13 protein-coding genes and 4 tRNA genes are annotated in these 18,053 nt (G+C 38.6%); 11 read left to right on the top strand and 6 right to left on the bottom strand.

Annotated features, from left to right (window positions below; genetic code table 11):
• Positions 1 to 9 precede the first annotated feature (9 nt).
• The 5 genes from BBP83_RS06385 to BBP83_RS06365 all read left to right on the top strand — a co-directional run bounded on the left by BBP83_RS06385 (position 10) and on the right by BBP83_RS06365 (position 1,032).
• Positions 10 to 86, top strand: a tRNA-Asp gene (locus BBP83_RS06385).
• Positions 87 to 117: 31 nt separating this feature from the next.
• Positions 118 to 193 (top strand) — tRNA-Val (locus tag BBP83_RS06380).
• A gap of 45 nt (positions 194 to 238) precedes the next feature.
• Positions 239 to 315 (top strand) — tRNA-Asp (locus tag BBP83_RS06375).
• Positions 316 to 410: 95 nt separating this feature from the next.
• Positions 411 to 486, top strand: a tRNA-Val gene (locus BBP83_RS06370).
• A gap of 84 nt (positions 487 to 570) precedes the next feature.
• Complete coding sequence (locus BBP83_RS06365; RefSeq protein ID WP_068886622.1) at positions 571 to 1,032, top strand: DUF2750 domain-containing protein; 462 nt, start codon at positions 571 to 573, stop codon at positions 1,030 to 1,032.
• A 22-nt stretch (positions 1,033 to 1,054) separates the two neighbouring features.
• Here BBP83_RS06365 and BBP83_RS06360 read toward each other — a convergent pair whose 3' ends face one another.
• The 4 genes from BBP83_RS06360 to yccS all read right to left on the bottom strand — a co-directional run bounded on the left by BBP83_RS06360 (position 1,055) and on the right by yccS (position 7,540).
• Positions 1,055 to 1,825, bottom strand: coding sequence for a YdcF family protein (locus BBP83_RS06360; protein ID WP_068886620.1), 771 nt, complete (start codon positions 1,823 to 1,825; stop codon positions 1,055 to 1,057).
• Between the two features lie 104 nt (positions 1,826 to 1,929).
• Positions 1,930 to 4,560 (bottom strand): PepSY domain-containing protein, encoded by a 2,631-nt coding sequence (locus BBP83_RS06355; RefSeq protein WP_068886803.1) that lies wholly within the window; start codon positions 4,558 to 4,560, stop codon positions 1,930 to 1,932.
• Between the two features lie 160 nt (positions 4,561 to 4,720).
• Positions 4,721 to 5,281: a YcxB family protein gene (locus BBP83_RS06350; RefSeq protein WP_068886618.1), complete on the bottom strand. Its 561-nt coding sequence runs from the start codon at positions 5,279 to 5,281 to the stop codon at positions 4,721 to 4,723.
• An 84-nt stretch (positions 5,282 to 5,365) separates the two neighbouring features.
• Complete coding sequence (gene yccS / locus BBP83_RS06345) at positions 5,366 to 7,540, bottom strand: YccS family putative transporter (protein WP_068886616.1); 2,175 nt, start codon at positions 7,538 to 7,540, stop codon at positions 5,366 to 5,368.
• A gap of 142 nt (positions 7,541 to 7,682) precedes the next feature.
• On the opposite strand from yccS, the gene BBP83_RS06340 reads away from it, so the two are divergent.
• Positions 7,683 to 8,885 carry a multidrug effflux MFS transporter gene (locus BBP83_RS06340; protein WP_068886614.1) on the top strand — a complete coding sequence of 401 codons (1,203 nt, stop codon included), beginning with the start codon at positions 7,683 to 7,685 and terminating at the stop codon, positions 8,883 to 8,885.
• 127 nt (positions 8,886 to 9,012) lie between these two features.
• Here the strand turns inward: BBP83_RS06340 and BBP83_RS06335 are convergent, their stop codons facing one another.
• Positions 9,013 to 9,717 carry a nitroreductase gene (locus tag BBP83_RS06335; RefSeq protein ID WP_068886612.1) on the bottom strand — a complete coding sequence of 235 codons (705 nt, stop codon included), beginning with the start codon at positions 9,715 to 9,717 and terminating at the stop codon, positions 9,013 to 9,015.
• Positions 9,718 to 10,395: 678 nt separating this feature from the next.
• Between BBP83_RS06335 and BBP83_RS06330 the strand changes: the two genes are divergently transcribed.
• The 4 genes from BBP83_RS06330 (at position 10,396) to BBP83_RS06315 (ending at position 16,076) form a co-directional block, all read left to right on the top strand.
• On the top strand, positions 10,396 to 11,688 hold the full coding sequence (locus tag BBP83_RS06330) for a DcaP family trimeric outer membrane transporter (RefSeq protein WP_068886610.1): 1,293 nt from the start codon (positions 10,396 to 10,398) through the stop codon (positions 11,686 to 11,688).
• Between the two features lie 507 nt (positions 11,689 to 12,195).
• Positions 12,196 to 13,437: a sodium/glutamate symporter gene (gene gltS / locus BBP83_RS06325; RefSeq protein WP_068886801.1), complete on the top strand. Its 1,242-nt coding sequence runs from the start codon at positions 12,196 to 12,198 to the stop codon at positions 13,435 to 13,437.
• 413 nt (positions 13,438 to 13,850) lie between these two features.
• Entirely contained in the window at positions 13,851 to 14,858 is a 1,008-nt protein-coding gene (locus BBP83_RS06320) for a patatin-like phospholipase family protein (RefSeq protein ID WP_415502321.1), read from the top strand.
• A gap of 696 nt (positions 14,859 to 15,554) precedes the next feature.
• Positions 15,555 to 16,076 (top strand): acyl-CoA thioesterase, encoded by a 522-nt coding sequence (locus BBP83_RS06315; RefSeq protein ID WP_068886608.1) that lies wholly within the window; start codon positions 15,555 to 15,557, stop codon positions 16,074 to 16,076.
• A 194-nt stretch (positions 16,077 to 16,270) separates the two neighbouring features.
• On the opposite strand, the gene BBP83_RS06310 is transcribed toward BBP83_RS06315, so the two are convergent.
• Complete coding sequence (locus tag BBP83_RS06310) at positions 16,271 to 16,495, bottom strand: hypothetical protein (RefSeq protein ID WP_068886606.1); 225 nt, start codon at positions 16,493 to 16,495, stop codon at positions 16,271 to 16,273.
• Between the two features lie 529 nt (positions 16,496 to 17,024).
• On the opposite strand from BBP83_RS06310, the gene BBP83_RS06305 reads away from it, so the two are divergent.
• Positions 17,025 to 18,032, top strand: coding sequence for a CobW family GTP-binding protein (locus BBP83_RS06305; RefSeq protein ID WP_068886797.1), 1,008 nt, complete (start codon positions 17,025 to 17,027; stop codon positions 18,030 to 18,032).
• Positions 18,033 to 18,053: the final 21 nt, after the last annotated feature.

Raw genomic sequence — 18,053 nt, 5'->3', positions numbered from 1 at the left:
TTTTGTGATGCAGCGGTAGTTCAGTTGGTTAGAATATCGGCCTGTCACGCCGAGGGTCGCGGGTTCGAGTCCCGTCCGCTGCGCCATCCCAAAAAAACAAATGTAACAACCCTTTAAGGGCGCTTAGCTCAGTTGGTAGAGCGTCTGCCTTACAAGCAGAATGTCGGCGGTTCGATCCCGTCAGCGCCCACCATATATCTGCTAAGATATTGGTTGTGTTTAAAAGACACATTGTGATGCAGCGGTAGTTCAGTTGGTTAGAATATCGGCCTGTCACGCCGAGGGTCGCGGGTTCGAGTCCCGTCCGCTGCGCCATTTCTCTTAAGTTCCTGAGACTTAAGAGGGTAAACAGCCAAGACATCATTCGTTTGTCTGGTTTTATAAAGACAATTTTATTGTTTTTATTCTCAGGGCGCTTAGCTCAGTTGGTAGAGCGTCTGCCTTACAAGCAGAATGTCGGCGGTTCGATCCCGTCAGCGCCCACCATCCCTTTATCTTCAAAAGCTTGCCTAATCTATTTTAATTTTATAGAATCTCAAATCTATAATAATTACTATATGTATATGATTTATGCGAAATCCATATCAGCGCAAAGCAGCATCTCAAAATCAAACAGCGCACCATAATCCCCAAGATATTTATAAACAATTTATTGAAATGATTGTCGCTCAAGGCGGTTTAATTGCATTATATCAAGAGGGTTGGGCCCTTTGTGCGACACCGACTGGACAAAAAGCCTTTGCGGTTTGGAAAAATAAAAATTTAGCTAAATTACTCATTAAAGATAATTGGGCAAATTATGAAACACAAAATATTAATTTAAAAGATTTTATTGAAAAAGTCATTCCATTTTTACGTGAACAAAATACGGTTGTCTCTTTAGATTTGACACCAGAGGGGCAGAATATTTTGGTTGCCCCAGAAAAATTATTACTTGATTTAAAAAATTATTTATATCAAGTCTATGTGCAAAAACCAGAAATATTCAAAGAAATGGAAATTCCTTTACCGAGGAATATTCGCCTTCATTAGATGGTGTTATTTGCTGTTTATTTTAATATTCACGTAGTAACCACCCGCTTAAAAAAGCAAAATATTCACGTAACCATGAGTTATAGCGGATATAAAGTGGCGTTGGCGCACTGATGGTATAGATATTGGTATAACCTTGATATTGGGCAATAGCCGAGGCTCTAGGTAGATGAAAATCACTGGTGGCAATCGCAATCGGTTGATTTAAGCGAATATTTAAATCTTTTAAAATGGCTTTACTGTTTATGATATTTAATTCAGTACTGGTGCTACGGTCTTCTAAATAAATATGTTCAGGATTCACATGATAATTTTGAACAATATATGTTTTCATCACTTCGGCTTCAGAGACTTTCTCATTAAAGCCTAAACCACCAGTCATGATGAGAACAGCTTCGGGATTGTTTAAGGCAATATCGGAAGCGACATCTAGACGTGTTTTTAAGGTGGCTGAAGGCTGACCATGTTCAATACCACTGCCGAGCACTAGAATGGCTTTGACTGGAGGGATATGGTTAGATTGAGCAATGGAATATTGTAAGTAGGCGAAAAAACCTGCCAAACTTATTAACCAAACCCAAAATCCTGCCCAGCAGAGTTTCCATATTTTTTTGAATGTGGCGTGTCGTGCTAAATATTGGTGTATTGCGTTATCAAATAGAGCAGTCACTATAAATATGACAGCAATGAGTAAGGGAAGAACAATACCCAAATGGATTTTATCCATTGAAATAAGCCATAGGCCATCTATAAGCAAGAGTGCGCCTGCGATAAACAGAAAGAGTCTTTTCATTTAACAACTGTATGTCTTTTAATATGCTGTGCAGTTTATACAACTTTCAGCCAATAAAAAACCGAGCAAAATCGCTCGGTTTTTTTAATTAAAGCTTAATTAAATTAATACACATCACGGCGGTAACGACCATCTTGCTGCAACTGATCAACTGTACTTTCACCTAATATTTCAATGAGTGCATGGTGAACATCAGAGGCCATGCCATTAATGCTGCCACAAACATAGATGACAGCACCATTTTCAACCCATTTTTTCACTTCCGTAGCTTGTTCACGAAGTTTGTGGTGCACATAGATTTTTTCTATTTGATCGCGTGAAAAAGCTAAATCTAAGCGTTTCAACATGCCTGTGCTTTGCCATGCTTCCATTGTACTTTGGAAGAAGTAATCGTGTTCACGTTGGCGTTCGCCAAAAATCAGCCAGTTTTCTGTATAGTCCGAACGAATGCGTGCGCTTAGCAAACTCATGAGGCCTGCTATACCTGTTCCGTTACCAATACAAATGATTGGGCGGTTATCATCAATCAAATGGAACGATTCATTGGTACGAATCCGCATTGCAATTGGGCTGTTCAGTGCAATGTGTTGTGTCAGCCAGCCAGAACCTAAGCCCAATTGACCTTGGGTATCTAACTGTTGGCGTACCACTAAACGTAAAACTTGTTGTTCAGGAATGCTAGCAATAGAGTATTCACGCGATGGCAATACTGGTAGTTGTTGCAGTAATTGATCTAGATTGGAAAATGGCTTAATTTCAACTGTTAAATTACGATTCCAAAGCATTTCTACAATAGTTTTATTGCTTGAACCCACCAAGGTATTTGCTGAAATGTTTTGTTGCTCTAAGAAGTCGTTAATGCGCGTAGGACTGTTGCCAGGTTGAATTTCAGCAATATCACCCGCTTGCCAAAGGACTTCATGTGTTGGCTGAAACTCTAAATTAAAAGCAGATGTCCCTAAGCTGTTTGGATTGAGTAAAGTACGTTGTGACAACATCCAGGTATCGAACGTTTTATCGATGGTCATGGCTTGTAAGTTGAGCTTTGTACTTTGGGCCAATGCACTATTCCAGTGCTGAATAGATGCTACATTGCCATTATCGACTTCAATGGTACTGAACAATTGAACCGCGCCATTCGCTTGTAGCCATGTATCAATACGATGTCCAAAACTACAGAAGGTATCTGGATATTCTTGTGAACCCAACGCCAATACTGCATAACTTAGATGAGTTAAATCTAGCGTTTGAGACATCAATTTTTTCTCAAAAGCAGAAGCTAAATCTGGCGATTCACCTGTTCCATAAGTACTGGCAATAAACAAAATTTGTGAGGAGTTTTTTAAATCATCAGCAGTCAATTGCTGGACTGATTTAACGCTCGCAGGTTGACGAGCTTCTTGCAAACTTGTTGCCGTGCGCCAAGCCAGTTGTTCCGAAACGCCCGTTTGAGACGCATAAGCAATGAGCCAAGGTTTGGCATTTGGGTCTAATGTGGTGCCAATTAAACTATTCCGTGCTTGCTGGGTTAAACGTTTTTGTTTACGACGTTTTAAATACAGCATCCAGCCCGTAATGAAGAATAAAGGCATTATTAAGGCCGCCAACATAGCCGCAAACTGATAGACAGGACCAAAGAAGCTACCGCGATGTACCGGTAACATACTATTCATGATTTTTTGATTCAGCTTTTGGTCTTCATATAATTCAAGCTTTTTAATTTGCGATGCTTGATAGTCATAGGTTGCTTTATTACGTGCACGTTCATGTTGAGGAATACTATCCACAAATGAAACTTCCATTTCGTTATTGGCTTTTTTCGGAATATTGAATGTAATGCTTGAATATTCACGGCCCACTTGTGCGTTAAAGCCTGTCCATGTTTGGTTTAATGCATAGCTGACTTGTTCTGGTTTTAAGCCTTTAGAGCCACGACCTTCGCCTTTTTGACCATGCTCAGTTTGAGCTGTCATTGCTGGTTTATTTTGATTTATTTCAGGTGGTTGAGGCTGTTTATTTTCCGCACCTTTGTTTTGAGTATTGGCTTGCATTTCAGGTTGTGGACGTTCTACACCCATCACTTTAAACATGCCATTTCGCCACCAATCATATGACCAGTACAAACCTGTAAATGCGAGAAGTAGATAAAAAATAATGACCCATGTACCAACAATTGCGTGTAAATCCCACAGGAAATTACGACCTTTCAATTTGGGTTTTACAAATAGCCACTGTTTGACCGAATGCTTTTTAGGCCAACGTAAATAAAGACCGCTCAAGACAAAGTAAATCAGCATAAGGGCGCTGGCGCCAGTAATCTGCTTACCGACTTCGCCGACTGTTAAATTGCGGTGCAATTGCTGAATAAATTGGAAAAATTCGCGCCCTTTAATTTCAGGTAATACGGCCGCAGAATAAGGATTAATCATCATGTTATAACCCTTACGTGCACCTTCTTTCACAATATTAATCGAGGAGGAGGCTGTAGGATCTGGGTTGATGGTAATACTATTGATTTTAATTGCGGGGTCAGTGTGCTGAAAATGCTGAAAAATTTGAGCAGGGGTTAATTTGTTTTTTTGTTCGACTTGAACTGTATAGCTTTCAGGATTGAGCCATTTTTGAATAGGTTGTTCATAAGAATAGATTGCCCCAGTCACCCCCATAATTGAGAGTATTAAGCCAGCGCTAATGCCGAGAAACCAATGGATTTGAAATAGAATTTTTTTAAACATGGCAATCAATGTTTAGGGCGTAGATAGAATGGTGCGAATTATAACCTCATATTTAGCAGACAATATGGATTTTAAGGATAATATTTATTCTCATTATCATTATTAGTTAAGAAAATAAAAAAACCTCCAAATTGATGGAGGTTTTTTTATACAATTTTATTTAAACAGCTTTCGGTGCACCGACAACTTCAGTCAAATGCTTACGAATGGTACTGAACGGAAAGTTTTTACTATCCAAACGTTTAGGCAGAATGTAAGCACCTTGTTGACCTTTAATTTTAAAGTTCACAAGAATAAATTCTGGTGTGTTGTACCATTCATAAATGTCTTTCCAACCTACGGTCATGTTACCTGTTTGCATGCCCATTTGTTGTTGCATAGAAATACCGTGAGGTTGTACACCTAAACGGATGCCTTTAATTTCTTGGACTGGCACTTCTTTCAGTTTGCGTTTGACATACCATTCAATACCAAAGGTACGAACAAGGAGGTAAATGGCAACTGCAACAATTGCAACCCAGCAAAAAATGGTGGAATAGTTTTTAATAAAAATGATTCCAAGCACGGCAAGGGCAATAATTGCACCCATAATTAGCCAAGCTTTTTTACCAATTTTATAATTGCTACGAGACAATACAAGTTGTGCATTGCGTTGTTCTTCTTCAGAAACTTCATAAGCTACTGGTTGTAGCGTATAAGCGTATAGATTTTTTACGGTCATGGTCAACTAACAAATTTCAAGCTGTAAAAAGTTTAGCATTAATTATAGCAATTCAGTGAGTATATTGTTCCAAAATCATCCGAATTATAATGAAGCCAATTCTGTCGCACGTTGATCGTGATCGTGGCTTAAATTCTGCTTTAAACGACTGAGTTGACCTAAGATGCTAAACATCAAGGAAAGTTGTTGTAAAACAATCAAAGATTTTTGATCTTCATCATTATTTTGTGAAAGACGATGGCGAATTGTTTGGAGCATATTTTGCACGGTTAAATCAGGAACTTCGTCGCGTAGAAGTGCACCTTGAATATCTTCTACGGCTTTATCTAACAACATCAGTATTTCTTGATCTTGAATTTTTTCCCGATGTGCACCTAAAGCTGCAATATAACTAATAAAGGTGTGATTTAAGCATAAGAATTCAAAAGCTTGAGTTTTTTGTACAGGGTCAAAATCGGGTTCCGTGGCTAAAGTTGAAATTAAAGATGCAACATCTGCGTCGTTATTGTGGGCCGCACGACGCACCACACGATAATTCAGCCCATTGTTTCGACCATCTTTATATTGTGCAACCACTTCTATTAAATAATTACATTGCGCTTGTAATGAGCGTTTGATCGTGCGTGGGAGGCGACGGAATTTCCAATCGGGGAAAATAAAACTCACCCCAAACCATGCCAAGGCGCAACCAATAATGGTGTCGACCATGCGAGGTACCGCGGCAGTAAAGCCTAAACCATCTAAATTGAAGTTAATGAGAGCCAAAATAGTGATAAAAGCAGTGGCTTGTGCATATTGTTTACTGCGTAATTCAAAGAATAAAACACCACAGAACACCAGTAGGAGCAGTTGGCCTTCAATAGAGGGAATGAAATACAAGATGGCATAGCCAAGAATAATACCGACCAAGGTACCGACAATACGTAAATATAAGCGTCGTTTCGTTGCGTTAAAATTTGGCTGACTCACAAATAAAGCGGTCAGTAGAATCCAATAACCATATTGAATATTTGTAATCTGTACAAAAATATAGCCAATGAACAGCACTAAAGACACTCGAATGGCATGACGGAACAATACAGATTCAGGCGTTAAATGCTGTTTGATGCGAATCACAATATCGTCCCAACCTTTCAGATCATCGTCCTTTAATTGGTTTTCTATATGATTGGTTTTATCAAAGTTGATGTGGCGTTCTGTTTCAACGTTACGCAATTGAGCATCAATTGCCTTTAAGTTTTGAAACAAGGAAAACAGCGCATTTACCCAAACTTGGTCATATTGTTGTTCTGCACGTAATTTATCTAAAGATATTTTTAAATTTTCAAAAGAATGCTTAAAGCGCTTACTGTGATCATAAGCATTACGTTGCATAATACAGGAGCTTAAGTCTTTACAGGCTTTGGCTTGAATGAACAGAATGCGCTGGAAGCGAAAAAGAATGTCACTGTGCTCAAAAATTTTGGCCAGTTTTTGATAGTCAAAATGTGCTGAATCGGCACGTTCATGAATATCCTGCGCCACAAAGTAATATTGCAGGTTACGTCGCGTATCTTTTTGCCCGCGGTCACCTTTTAAACGGGTAAGTAGGGCGGTTTTCATTTCATTGAAGATGGTAGTCAGCTTGGCATTTTCTAAAGACAATTCAATCATGCTTTGTTGGTAGCTTTTTGCAGTCATGTCGACATCAAATAAATTTGATTTGGCAAACAGAAAATCACCTAATGATGAATAGCATTGTGCCAATTTGTCTTGTACTTGACGCACAGGGAAAAGTAAAAAGCTAATGGTGGAAATGATTCCATACCATGCGGCACCAATCACCAATAAACTGGCTTGCATATACCAATTATCAAATAAATGTACGCCCAACATCGCATAAACTGAAACCACTAAACACCCATAAGAAATGGTGGCGTAGCGCCGACCTAAGGAGCCCAGTAAAATCCAACCAATACAGGCCACAATTAAGCCAATAGCAAATAAAATAGGGTAAGGGAACAACAAATAGACAGATACGGCAGTGACAAAGAACCCAATATAGGTGTAGATCAGGTTCATAAGCCGTACAGAAAAACGGTCATCGATATCGCTTAAAGCTGCAGCTACAACACCCAGTGTTAAGGGAATGGTATAAATCTGTTGGCCAATAAAATAGGGGACAAAAGCTGTTCCCGAAAAAGCGATAATCATGCGAATGTTATACATGAAGGTGGTGTTGTAAGTCGCTTGCTTAAGACGTACGAGCCAAGAGTTCAATTTCTATCCTTTGTTGTTCAAAATTGAGGTTTGCTAAACCAATCTTCAAATTATGTGATTATTCACCTTGAATATGCAGAAATAATACTATGACCTGTGTAAACTTGTCTGTAATCCTCTCATTTTATAATGAAATATTCATATGAAAGTCGAACAGAGCAAGGCCCAGTATTCAAGTGCATGGATTATGTTATTGGCGCTTTTAACTTCGCTAGGCCCACTTTCTATTGATATGTATTTGCCTGCTTTGCCTCAAATGGCACAAGATTTTAATGTCAGTACGCAAATGATTTCGAATACTCTGCCGGCCTATTTCTTAGGTCTGGCAGTTGGACAATTAATTTACGGCCCTGTGAGTGACCGTATTGGCCGTAAAATTCCACTGTATTTTGGTTTAAGCCTTTATATTGTCGCCAGTTTAATCTGTTTATTTGCACAAGATGAATGGAGCTTAATTGCTGCGCGTATTTTACAAGCACTGGGTGGTTGTGTTGGTGTGGTGATTGCGCGGGCGGCTATTCGCGACCGCTTAGACATACAAACGTCAGCGCAGGCTTTTTCTAGCATGATGATTGTAATGGGAATTGCGCCTATTATTGCACCAATGTTGGGGTCTTGGATACTACACTTCTTTAGTTGGCATGCTGTATTTGCTTGTCTAAGTTTTATGGGTGTGATTTGTCTGCTGTGTGTGCATTTCTTTTTTAAAGAAACCTTACCTGTTAGCCGTCGTTTGAACTTGAATTTCAATCAAGTATTACAACTGTATATGGCAATTTTAAAAGATGGCAGTTTTAGGGCACCAATGATTATTGGTTGTTTCTCTGGTGGATTACTGTTTTGTTATATCAGTTCTTCAGCTGCAGTTTTAATGGACAGTTATGGATTAAGCCAACAACAATTCGCTTATGCTTTTGGTGCAAATGCTTTTGGAATTATGGTGTTTTCTACGATTAATAAGCACTTGGTCACAAAGACTCAGGTGATTCAGCGTTTAAGATTAGGGGCATATATACAGCTATTTGGCGTATTTGTTTTGTTGATGGCAGCGCTATTTGAAAGTACACCGTTGGTTTGGGTCATGTTAGGAATGTTTCTTACGGTTTCAGGAATTGGCTTTACAGGGCCGAATGCTATGGCTTTGGCAATGTCAAAACAAGGAGCGCGTGCAGGAACGGCCAGTGCGCTGATGGGAAGCTTACAGTTTGCTTGTGGCCTGATTGGTGGGTTAATTTTGAACTTTATGCTTTGGAGTGCATTATTGAATATGGCAGGGGTGATGCTCATCTTTGTTGCAATTGTACTTTTTGCACTGCGAAAAATTCAATCAGGGCAGACGGCTTAAACCTTTATTTAATATAATCGCATATCGAAATATTTAAATCGTATATTTAAAATCAGAGATGAAAATGAGGCTTTTAAGCCTCATTTTTTGATTGTTGTTACCAGTTCAATATTGCTATTCAATACCATTATTCTAAAAACACCGCAAAATCTTCTACAGGAACACGTGGTGTAATAAAGGTATTCACAATATGATCGGGGTCTGCATACCCTAAAGCCATGCCACAGACCAATTCTTCATCTTCCGATGCATTTAGTGTATCTAGCACAATAGAGTGAACGTGATTCCATGCTGCTTGTGGGCAAGTGTCTAAACCACGAGCTTTGGCTGCCAACATGACATTTTGAATCATCATGGCTAAATCCATTTTAGAACCAATGCCTAAAGATTGATGCACAGTGAAAAATAGCCCAACTGGCGCATCAAATAATTTGAAGTTGCGGAGTTGTTGTTGTGCCATTTTTTCTTTTTCACCTTTTTGAATATTGAGCAATCCGTATAAGCCCCAGCCATTTTCACGACGACGGTCAATATAAGGTGAAAACCATTGTTCAGGATAATAGGGAAAAGTTTCTTGGTAGTTTTTAGCAAGTTCAGGGTGATGAAATAATTCTACTTGAGCAGCACAGACTTTTTTAACCAATTCATCACGCTTTTGCCCTTGTACCACATAGACTTTCCAAGGTTGTGTATTGGTGCCAGAAGGGGCACGACTTGCCACTCGTAAAATATCTTTGAGTATTTCAACATCAATGGGAGTCTCTAAAAAAGCCCGCACAGAGTGGCGCGAAGTGATGACTTGGTCGACAGATTGCATTTGCTGCTGATCCATAAAAATTCCCTTTTATTGACATTTAATTTTAATTCGTACTGTTGTTTAACATTTTTAGTTGAGATAGAACAAGTCAGGCTACCTAATGATGAAAAATAGACTAAAGTTGAAATACTTTTAAGGTATGAAATTATATTTTATAGGTATAATTGTGATGCTTTCAGCATATATGTTCGCGCTATTTTAATGACAATCTATTCTACAGTTCAATAGTTTAAGTCGAAATAGAAAATTGTTTTTAGCCTCTTTATTGTTTTTTTGCCATCACATTTATTTAGCATGTAACAACATGCTACTAAAGCACAGATGGTTATTCGCTTGAATGTCCGTTCAAATATTGCACATGGGATGTCAGGATGAGCAACTCAATTTTTAAAAGACCTAAAAATGGATTTCATAAAACAGAGCGCTTTGACTGATCCAATGATTGCAATAAAACGGTTTATTTAAAACGGTAAAAATGGAGTTTTTTTTACGCATTGATGATTTGTATAATTAGAAGACAAGCCATGTGCTTTATTCTAATTATAAATTAAAAAAGCGTAAAAACAGCAAAGAGGATTGCGATTTTTCCTGTATAAATATGCAATTATGGAAAAGTTAAGATTGTAACAAAAAAGCACATTTTCATCGGGATTGATAAAAAATGTGTGAAATTAGAATTCTTCTGGAGAGTATATGAATTTCGTTCAACTTAAAAACCCTGCGGTTAAATACAGCTTAGCCATTGCCGTTTCAGCAATTATGTTGAATTCTGCGCATGCAGCCACAGCAGACCAAAAGGCAGTTGCACAATTACGCGCTGAAGTTGCAGAGCTAAAAGCATTAATCAAACAGCAACAGCAGGTTCAAGTACAGCAACAACACGTGCAAGTACAACAACAAGCTGAAATTCTACAAGTTAAAACTCGTCCAGCAGTACAACCTGTGTCTACACTTGCAGGCTTAAAATCTAAATCTGGTGCAGATGTAAACCTCTATGGTTTTATTCGCGGTGATGCAAACTACATTATTGAAGGTTTTGATGGGGACTTTGGTGGCGTAGCTAGCTCTACTGGCGCTACAAAAGACAAGTTACGTGCAACAGCTAAAACAACCCGCTTTGGCTTAGATTTTACTGCACCAGTTGGTGGTGACAATAAAGTAGGCGGTAAGTTGGAAGTCGATTTTGCCGGTGCTGGTGATAGTGAATCATTACGTATCCGTCATGCATATTTGACTTATAACAGCTGGTTATTTGGTCAAACAACGTCTAACTTCTTGTCTAGCCATGCACCTGAAATGATTGATTTCAGCACCAACGCAGGTGGCGGTACTGCACGTGTTCCACAAGTTCGTTATAATTATAAACTTGCACCGCAAACTCAATTATTTGTTTCAGCAGAAGAAGGCGACAGCAAAACAGCGACAGCTGGCGATGTTCAGTACCGTCTTCCAAACTTAACTGCGAAGGTAACTCAAGGTTTTGCAGAAGGCAAAGGTTCAGCGTCTGCACGTGCACTTGTTGAAAACTACAAGTCAAAACTAGCAGATGATACAGAAACAGCTTGGGGTGTAGCAGCAGGTGCATCTTATGCAGTGACAGATCAATTGAAGCTAAATGGTGATCTTTCATATGCTGAAGGGAACAGCAACTATTTATATGCCGCTAATAATGCATATGTAGTTGATGGTAATAATATTGAACAAAACAAATTTTCAGCTGTACAAGTGGGTGCAACGTATAAATTCAATGAAAAACTACGTTCGACTGTAGCCTATGGTGCATTGTTTGCAGATGACGGTTCACGTTTTGCAACACTTAGTCCAGCTCAGAATGAAGAAGTGCAACAAGCATGGTTAAACATCATTTATGCACCAGTTAAGCCTGTTGAGCTAGGTGTTGAATATGTGAATGGTAAGCGTAAAACATTCGGTGGTAACTCGTACAACGATGACCGTGTTGGCTTAATGGCAAAATATAGCTTCTAATTTTTAATAGTTAGAATCTAGATAAAAAACAGGAGCATAAAGCTCCTGTTTTTTATAAACTTAAATAATTTAGCAACTTAAAAATACCAAATTAGAAATTTAAAAAAAAATACCAAAAATATAAAGCTAATCAATCAATATTATTGTAAAAAAATAAAGATTTTCTACAAAAAATCTGCATAATGTCCCACTTTTATTCGTATTGATGGTTGATCAAAGGCATCTGGCTTATGATGATGCAGTGGAACGCTAGAGGATTATAATGATGAGATGAATCATTATAGGCATTTCGCTGGGTTTGAATATTGAAGTAATACAAACACCGCATGTTCGGCTATTGACGTATTACAGTTATTTGTTGTGAGAAGCATCAGATGGACCGCTAAATTTTTATTGCGAAGCAATACAGACTGCTTAATGATTTAGGCAGAGCTGACGCTTATGTTTCGTTGTTATTTTACAGGACTGTTTAATTGTGGCGGGCCATTATCTGCATGGACTATTATTATGGAATTTACTTTTAACGCGTTCTATACCCTAATTGCAGCAGTTATTGTATTGTTGTTGGGGCGTTTTCTTGTTAATAAGATTAGTTTTTTAAAGCGATACAATATTCCTGAACCAGTTGCCGGTGGTTTGGTTGCAGCGGTTATATCGCTTATTGTACATAGCCTTTGGGGCTATAGTATTACGACGAGTAGTGCACTACAAACCAGTTTTATGCTGATTTTTTTTGCATCTATTGGTTTAAGTGCAAATTTCGCCAAACTTAAAGAAGGTGGTTTGGGACTTGTTGTGTTCTTGGTGGCTGTTGCTTCATTTATTGTGGTACAGAACTTTGTTGGTATTAGCTTAGCGACCTTATTGGGTATTGATCCTTTAATTGGTTTAATTGCTGGCTCAATTACCTTAACAGGTGGCCATGGTACAGCGGGTGCTTGGGGCGAAATTTTAGAGACGCAACATGGTATTAAGGGTGCGTTGGCTTTAGGTATGGCTAGTGCAACATTCGGTTTGATTATTGGCGGTATTATTGGTGGGCCTCTAGCGAAGTTGCTTATCAACCGTTATCAATTGGCAACTCCTCGTACCAATGAACAAATTGAAAAAAGTGATAGTACACCTCTAGAAGATATTAATTCGACTGAATATGTACCATTCGAATATCCACATCGTGTTCGCTTAATTACAGCAGATAATGCAATTACGACATTGGGTCTATTTGCAGCTTGTTTGGCTTTTGCTGAATTCATGACTGGTTATAGCAAAGGGACAATCTTTGAGTTACCGACATTTGTTTGGGCTTTGGCTGGTGGTGTAATTTTACGAAATATACTGGAAAGCATTTTTAAAGTTCAGATATTTGACCGCGCCATTGATGTGTTTGGAAATGCGTCTTTGTCACTTTATTTAGCGATGGCATTATTGTCATTAAAATTGTGGCAATTGTCAGATCTAGCTGGCCCACTGGTTGTTATTTTAGGTGCGCAAACCTTGACCATGGCACTGTATGCTGCATTTGTCACATTCCGTGTTATGGGGAAAAACTACGATGCTGCAGTATTGTCTGCAGGGCATTGTGGTTTTGGTATGGGGGCAACACCTACTGCCGTTGCAAATATGCAGGCCATTACCAACATGTACGGGCCATCACATAAGGCATTTTTGATTGTGCCACTATGTGGTGCGTTCTTTGTAGATTTGATTAATGCGACAGTTATTCAAATGGTACTTAAATTTTTAGCGTAAATGATGAAAAGAAAAGCCTTGTAAAAGGCTTTTCTTTTGTATGAATAATTCAATCAAACTTCACTTGCTTGGGTGTATAAAATCAATAATCCCTAGATGGGGCTTTCTTATTATCTTTTAGTACACAATATTTGAGAGACTTTTTATTTACATATAGGTAAAAAAAGGCTATTCAAAAGTGACAAATACGATTGGTACCGCATCTATAAAAATATCCAAAAACTTAAAATAAATTACATCGCTACATACTTCTTCACAAGGTTCTTTTTTGAATTATAATTTTATAAGATGACTGTTTGGCACAACTGGCGCTGATAACCTTTGCTGTTTAACGAATTATAACAGTTGCTACAACCCGATCTCTTTAGACTGTCCAGTTATAAAGAACTTGAATCAATACCGTGGGAATATTTGTGGTGAAAATGAAATTTGCTTTTGCTACGTTGGCCTGTGTATGTCTCGCGGGTTGTCAATCGATAGCAACTCAAGCAACTGATACGACTTCAGTGTCAGGGCTTATCACAGAATTTTCTACTTTACAGCCTGTAGAAGCCTATGCAGGAAAAGACCGTATTGATTTTAAAAAACTCAAGCAACAAGAACAGCGTCCTATTGTGGCTTTGGTGCTGGGTAGTGGTGGAGCACGAGGTTATGCACATATTGGTGCAATACAAGTTCTTGAAGCCAATGGTATTAAACCCGATTTTATTGTAGGTACCAGTGCAGGTAGTATTGTTGGTTCACTGTATGCGTCGGGTATGAACGCAGAGCAATTACGTGAAGTTGCTTTAAGCATGAAGCCGAAAGATGTACGAGAAATTCGCCTTGATAAAAAAGGGGTGTTGGACGGCAAAAAAGTAGAAGATTATATTAATAAACAAGTCAGTAATACCCCATTAGAACTTCTGAAAATCCCAATGTATGTGGTTGCGACCGAGTTACAACAGGGCAATAAAATGGTCTTTAATGCGGGAAATACAGGGCAAGCAGTACGTGCTTCAGTGTCTATTCCAAGCATGTTTATTCCTGCGGTCATTAATCAGCAGGAATATGTCGATGGTGGTTTGGTCAGTCCAGTCCCTGTCGATGTTGCACGTGATTTAGGTGCAGATATTATTATTGCGGTCGATATTTTGGCAAAGCCTGTACATACTGAAACCACAAATGTATGGGGATTGTTCAATCAAAATATTAACATCATGCAGTATTATTTGGCCAAAGAAGAGTTAAAGCGTGCAGATGTGGTCATTCAACCCGATATTCGGGAAAAAGCCCATATTTTTGATGTTGAAGGTCGTGAGTCGACCATGCAGGCAGGTGTCACAGCGGCTGAGCTGAAACTAAATGACATTTCTCTGGTTTATGCTACACATAAATATGCATTAGGGCATCAGATCATGCCTTATAGCGCACAGCGCTAGTACAATTTTTAAGATACCATCTAAGCAAGATGGTATTTATTTGGGACGAACTGTGTAGAAAAATAATTAAATTTTCTGGTATTTTTAATCGATAATTTTTCTGATCTGAATCGTACTGTTGTATGTATTAGCTTTTATAGGTATGAGCGCTAAAGCATGCCTTAACCATCTCTGTTTTATACATATCTTTATATTAAGTTATTGTTATTAAACTAAACCATCCTATGGCTATGTTGTATCAATTTTATGATCTAGAGGTTTAACTGTAGCTTACAGTTAAAAATTGCTCATGTTTTTATCGTGACCTCCGTAGCAGCCGATGAATCATCAGCAAAAATTAAGTTAGAAAAATACGTCATTTGAAATGCTTAAAATTCTGCGGCCTCAGTTATAAGACTCGCGTTATAATCTTGTTGTTCTTTCATTCAATCCTTTTTATCTGTTCATTTTTCTTATTGTGAGAGAATACACATTAATTCGCTGTATTTTTTGTCATAGGTCAATGACGAGGATATTTGGTAAATTTAATTCGAATTCAATCATTTAAACTTACTTTTATATATTTTATTGAATGATGATGGAATCACTATAAATAATAGTGATGGTTTTTTTGCCGATTAGAACATTTTCTTCAAATGAAAAACGATATAATAATCACACTTATCAATGTGATTTCACAGAGTCTAGAGAAACGCGATGTCCCCATTAGATCAAATTGCTCCAGTATTAGAAGACCAATCTGAGTTAAACATGTCAGTCTTAATGACCCCAGATATGGCTAACTTTTCAGGTAATGTCCATGGTGGCACTATTCTAAAATTGCTGGATCAGGTGGCATATGCATGCGCGAGCCGATATTCGGGGAGCTATGTGGTTACCTTATCTGTAGATAAAGTAAATTTTAAAGAACCGATTCATGTCGGTGAGCTGGTGACATTTCTTGCAAGTGTAAATCATGTCGGTCGCACGTCGATGGAAATTGGTATTCGTGTAGAAGCACAGAATATCCAAAAACGGACAGTACGCCACACCAACAGTTGCTATTTCACTATGGTTGCTGTGGATGAAACAGGTAAACCAAAACCAATTCCTGCATTGAATTTGGACAATGATTGGAAGCGTTGCCGTTTTGAAGCTGCAGAGCATCGCAAAGTTGCACGCTTACAGGAAAATCATCATCCATCTTGTAGCATTTATAAAAAATCGACCAATCGCTGATTTCGCGAAAGAAAAAGACTGCCATGGCGGTCTTTTTTATTGCCCAAGATTGAGAGGACGATCATTCTGCGTATAGTCGATATAAAAACCGAAGAGCTAATGACAGCACTTCGGTTTTATTTTTAGGCTAAAAACATTAAAAATCAATGTTGAGCAGCTTTAGCCTAAAAGGCGAAGCGTCAATTGCGCTGTTGTTATTGCGCAGGCTGAGTAGGTGTAGCGCCTTCAGCATTTGCTTCAGAAGCGGGCTGTGCAGCACTTGAGTGGGTTGTCGCATCTTCGGCAACCGGTTGTTCCTGTGTACTTACCACAATTTTTTGCGCTTCTTTGATGGTTGGTGATTGAGCATCTGAAGCGGCAAAACTGGTTGCAGCGACAACAGCCAAAGTTGAAGCAAGTAAAATTTGAGTTAATTTCATTTTGAGCATCCTTTTAATCTTTAATGTATTTTCATCATGATTCACATTGAGCATCACTCTCAATTTGAATCCGAACTCATGCTAAAAGTATCAAGGGATATGATCAATAGCCGCAACAAAAGGCCACATGACGATTTACTCGAACGATACAAGGACAGAAACTTTGTAGTCTTATGTGAAAATTGCGCTCAAATTTTCAAATAAAATGTATGAAAACATTTCAAAAACCTAGATTAGGCAATTTTAGATTACATACGCTTTACCAACCAGTTGGTTTGAACGCTTAAATATTAAATTTGAGTGCGTTAAAGATGTAAGCATTTATTACAATATTGCTGATCTAAGCAATTTTGAACGCTCAATTGAATGAGGGGTGGGAGTATCGAGGTCTATTTTTAAGACATTGCATCATCAACAGAGTGAAAAATAGAGACTTGCAAATAACCATTGAACCGAGGTTTAGAAACTTGCACGATTAAGGGCGTATCGCTATAGAATATGTCAGTTACTTTTGTTCATGCAGGCCATTTTGAAGCTTATTACCCCATCTCATGCCATTCCTGTGCATATTATTTCAGGCTTTTTAGGTGCTGGAAAAACCACATTGCTGAAGCATTTACTGAGCCAAAAACCAGAAGGTGAAGTGTGGGCTGTGTTGATGAATGAGTTTGGTCAAATTGGGGTCGATCAGCAGTTACTACCACAAGATCAAGGTTATGCCGTTAAAGAGTTACTGGGCGGTTGCTTATGCTGTAGCAGTCAAATGCCCATGCAGATGGCCTTGTCGCGCTTATTGTCAGAAACTCAACCTGACCGTTTATTTATTGAACCCACTGGTTTGGGGCATCCTGCACAGTTGTTAGAACAACTAACTGAGCCACATTGGCAACCTCATTTGAACATGCGGGCTTTGGTCACGGTGATTGATGGTTCACGTTTGCATGATAGTGATTGGAGCAAGCAAAACTTATATGCAGATCAGCTGAAAGCCGCACAAATTGTTACGGTTTCTCATGTCGATGTGATGACTGACGCAGACAAATTGGCATTATTCGCCTTACAAAAAGAATATCGGCCTTATCAGCAAATATGGTTAAACCTACCCATAGAGGAGTTGACCCTGACCGATGTTGATTTGGCTTTTACGGGCACGTCGCGAAAAATACAGCCTTTGCTCCAAATTCAAAGAAATCTATCGTCAACAGAAGCCATGCCTGAAATTAAACAGTTGCCTTATCATTATGTTGAAACAGCACAAGGCTATAGCGTTGCAGGTTGGAAAATGCCAAAGCGCTGGGTTTTTGATTTTTATGATTTATTAGACGTGCTTTGTGAACAAAAAAATTGGTTACGTATCAAAGGTATCTTTAATACCAATGCGGGCTGGAAAAGTTTTAACTTCAATCCTGAACAATTCAACTATCAATCTGCCGAAGAAAGTATTGATAACCGCCTCGAAATTATTTATCAGCAAAGTAAGGAATGGCTAGAATTTGAAAGCCAGTTGATGAACTGCCGTGTTGATGATACGAAATAGCGCAATCTTCTCTGCAAAATG

The sequence above is a fragment of the Acinetobacter celticus genome (assembly GCF_001707755.1).
Taxonomy (GTDB): Bacteria; Pseudomonadota; Gammaproteobacteria; order Pseudomonadales; family Moraxellaceae; genus Acinetobacter; species Acinetobacter celticus.
The sequence above is the reverse complement of the archived record's forward strand: the minus strand, read 5'-3'. Positions and strand labels throughout refer to the sequence as shown.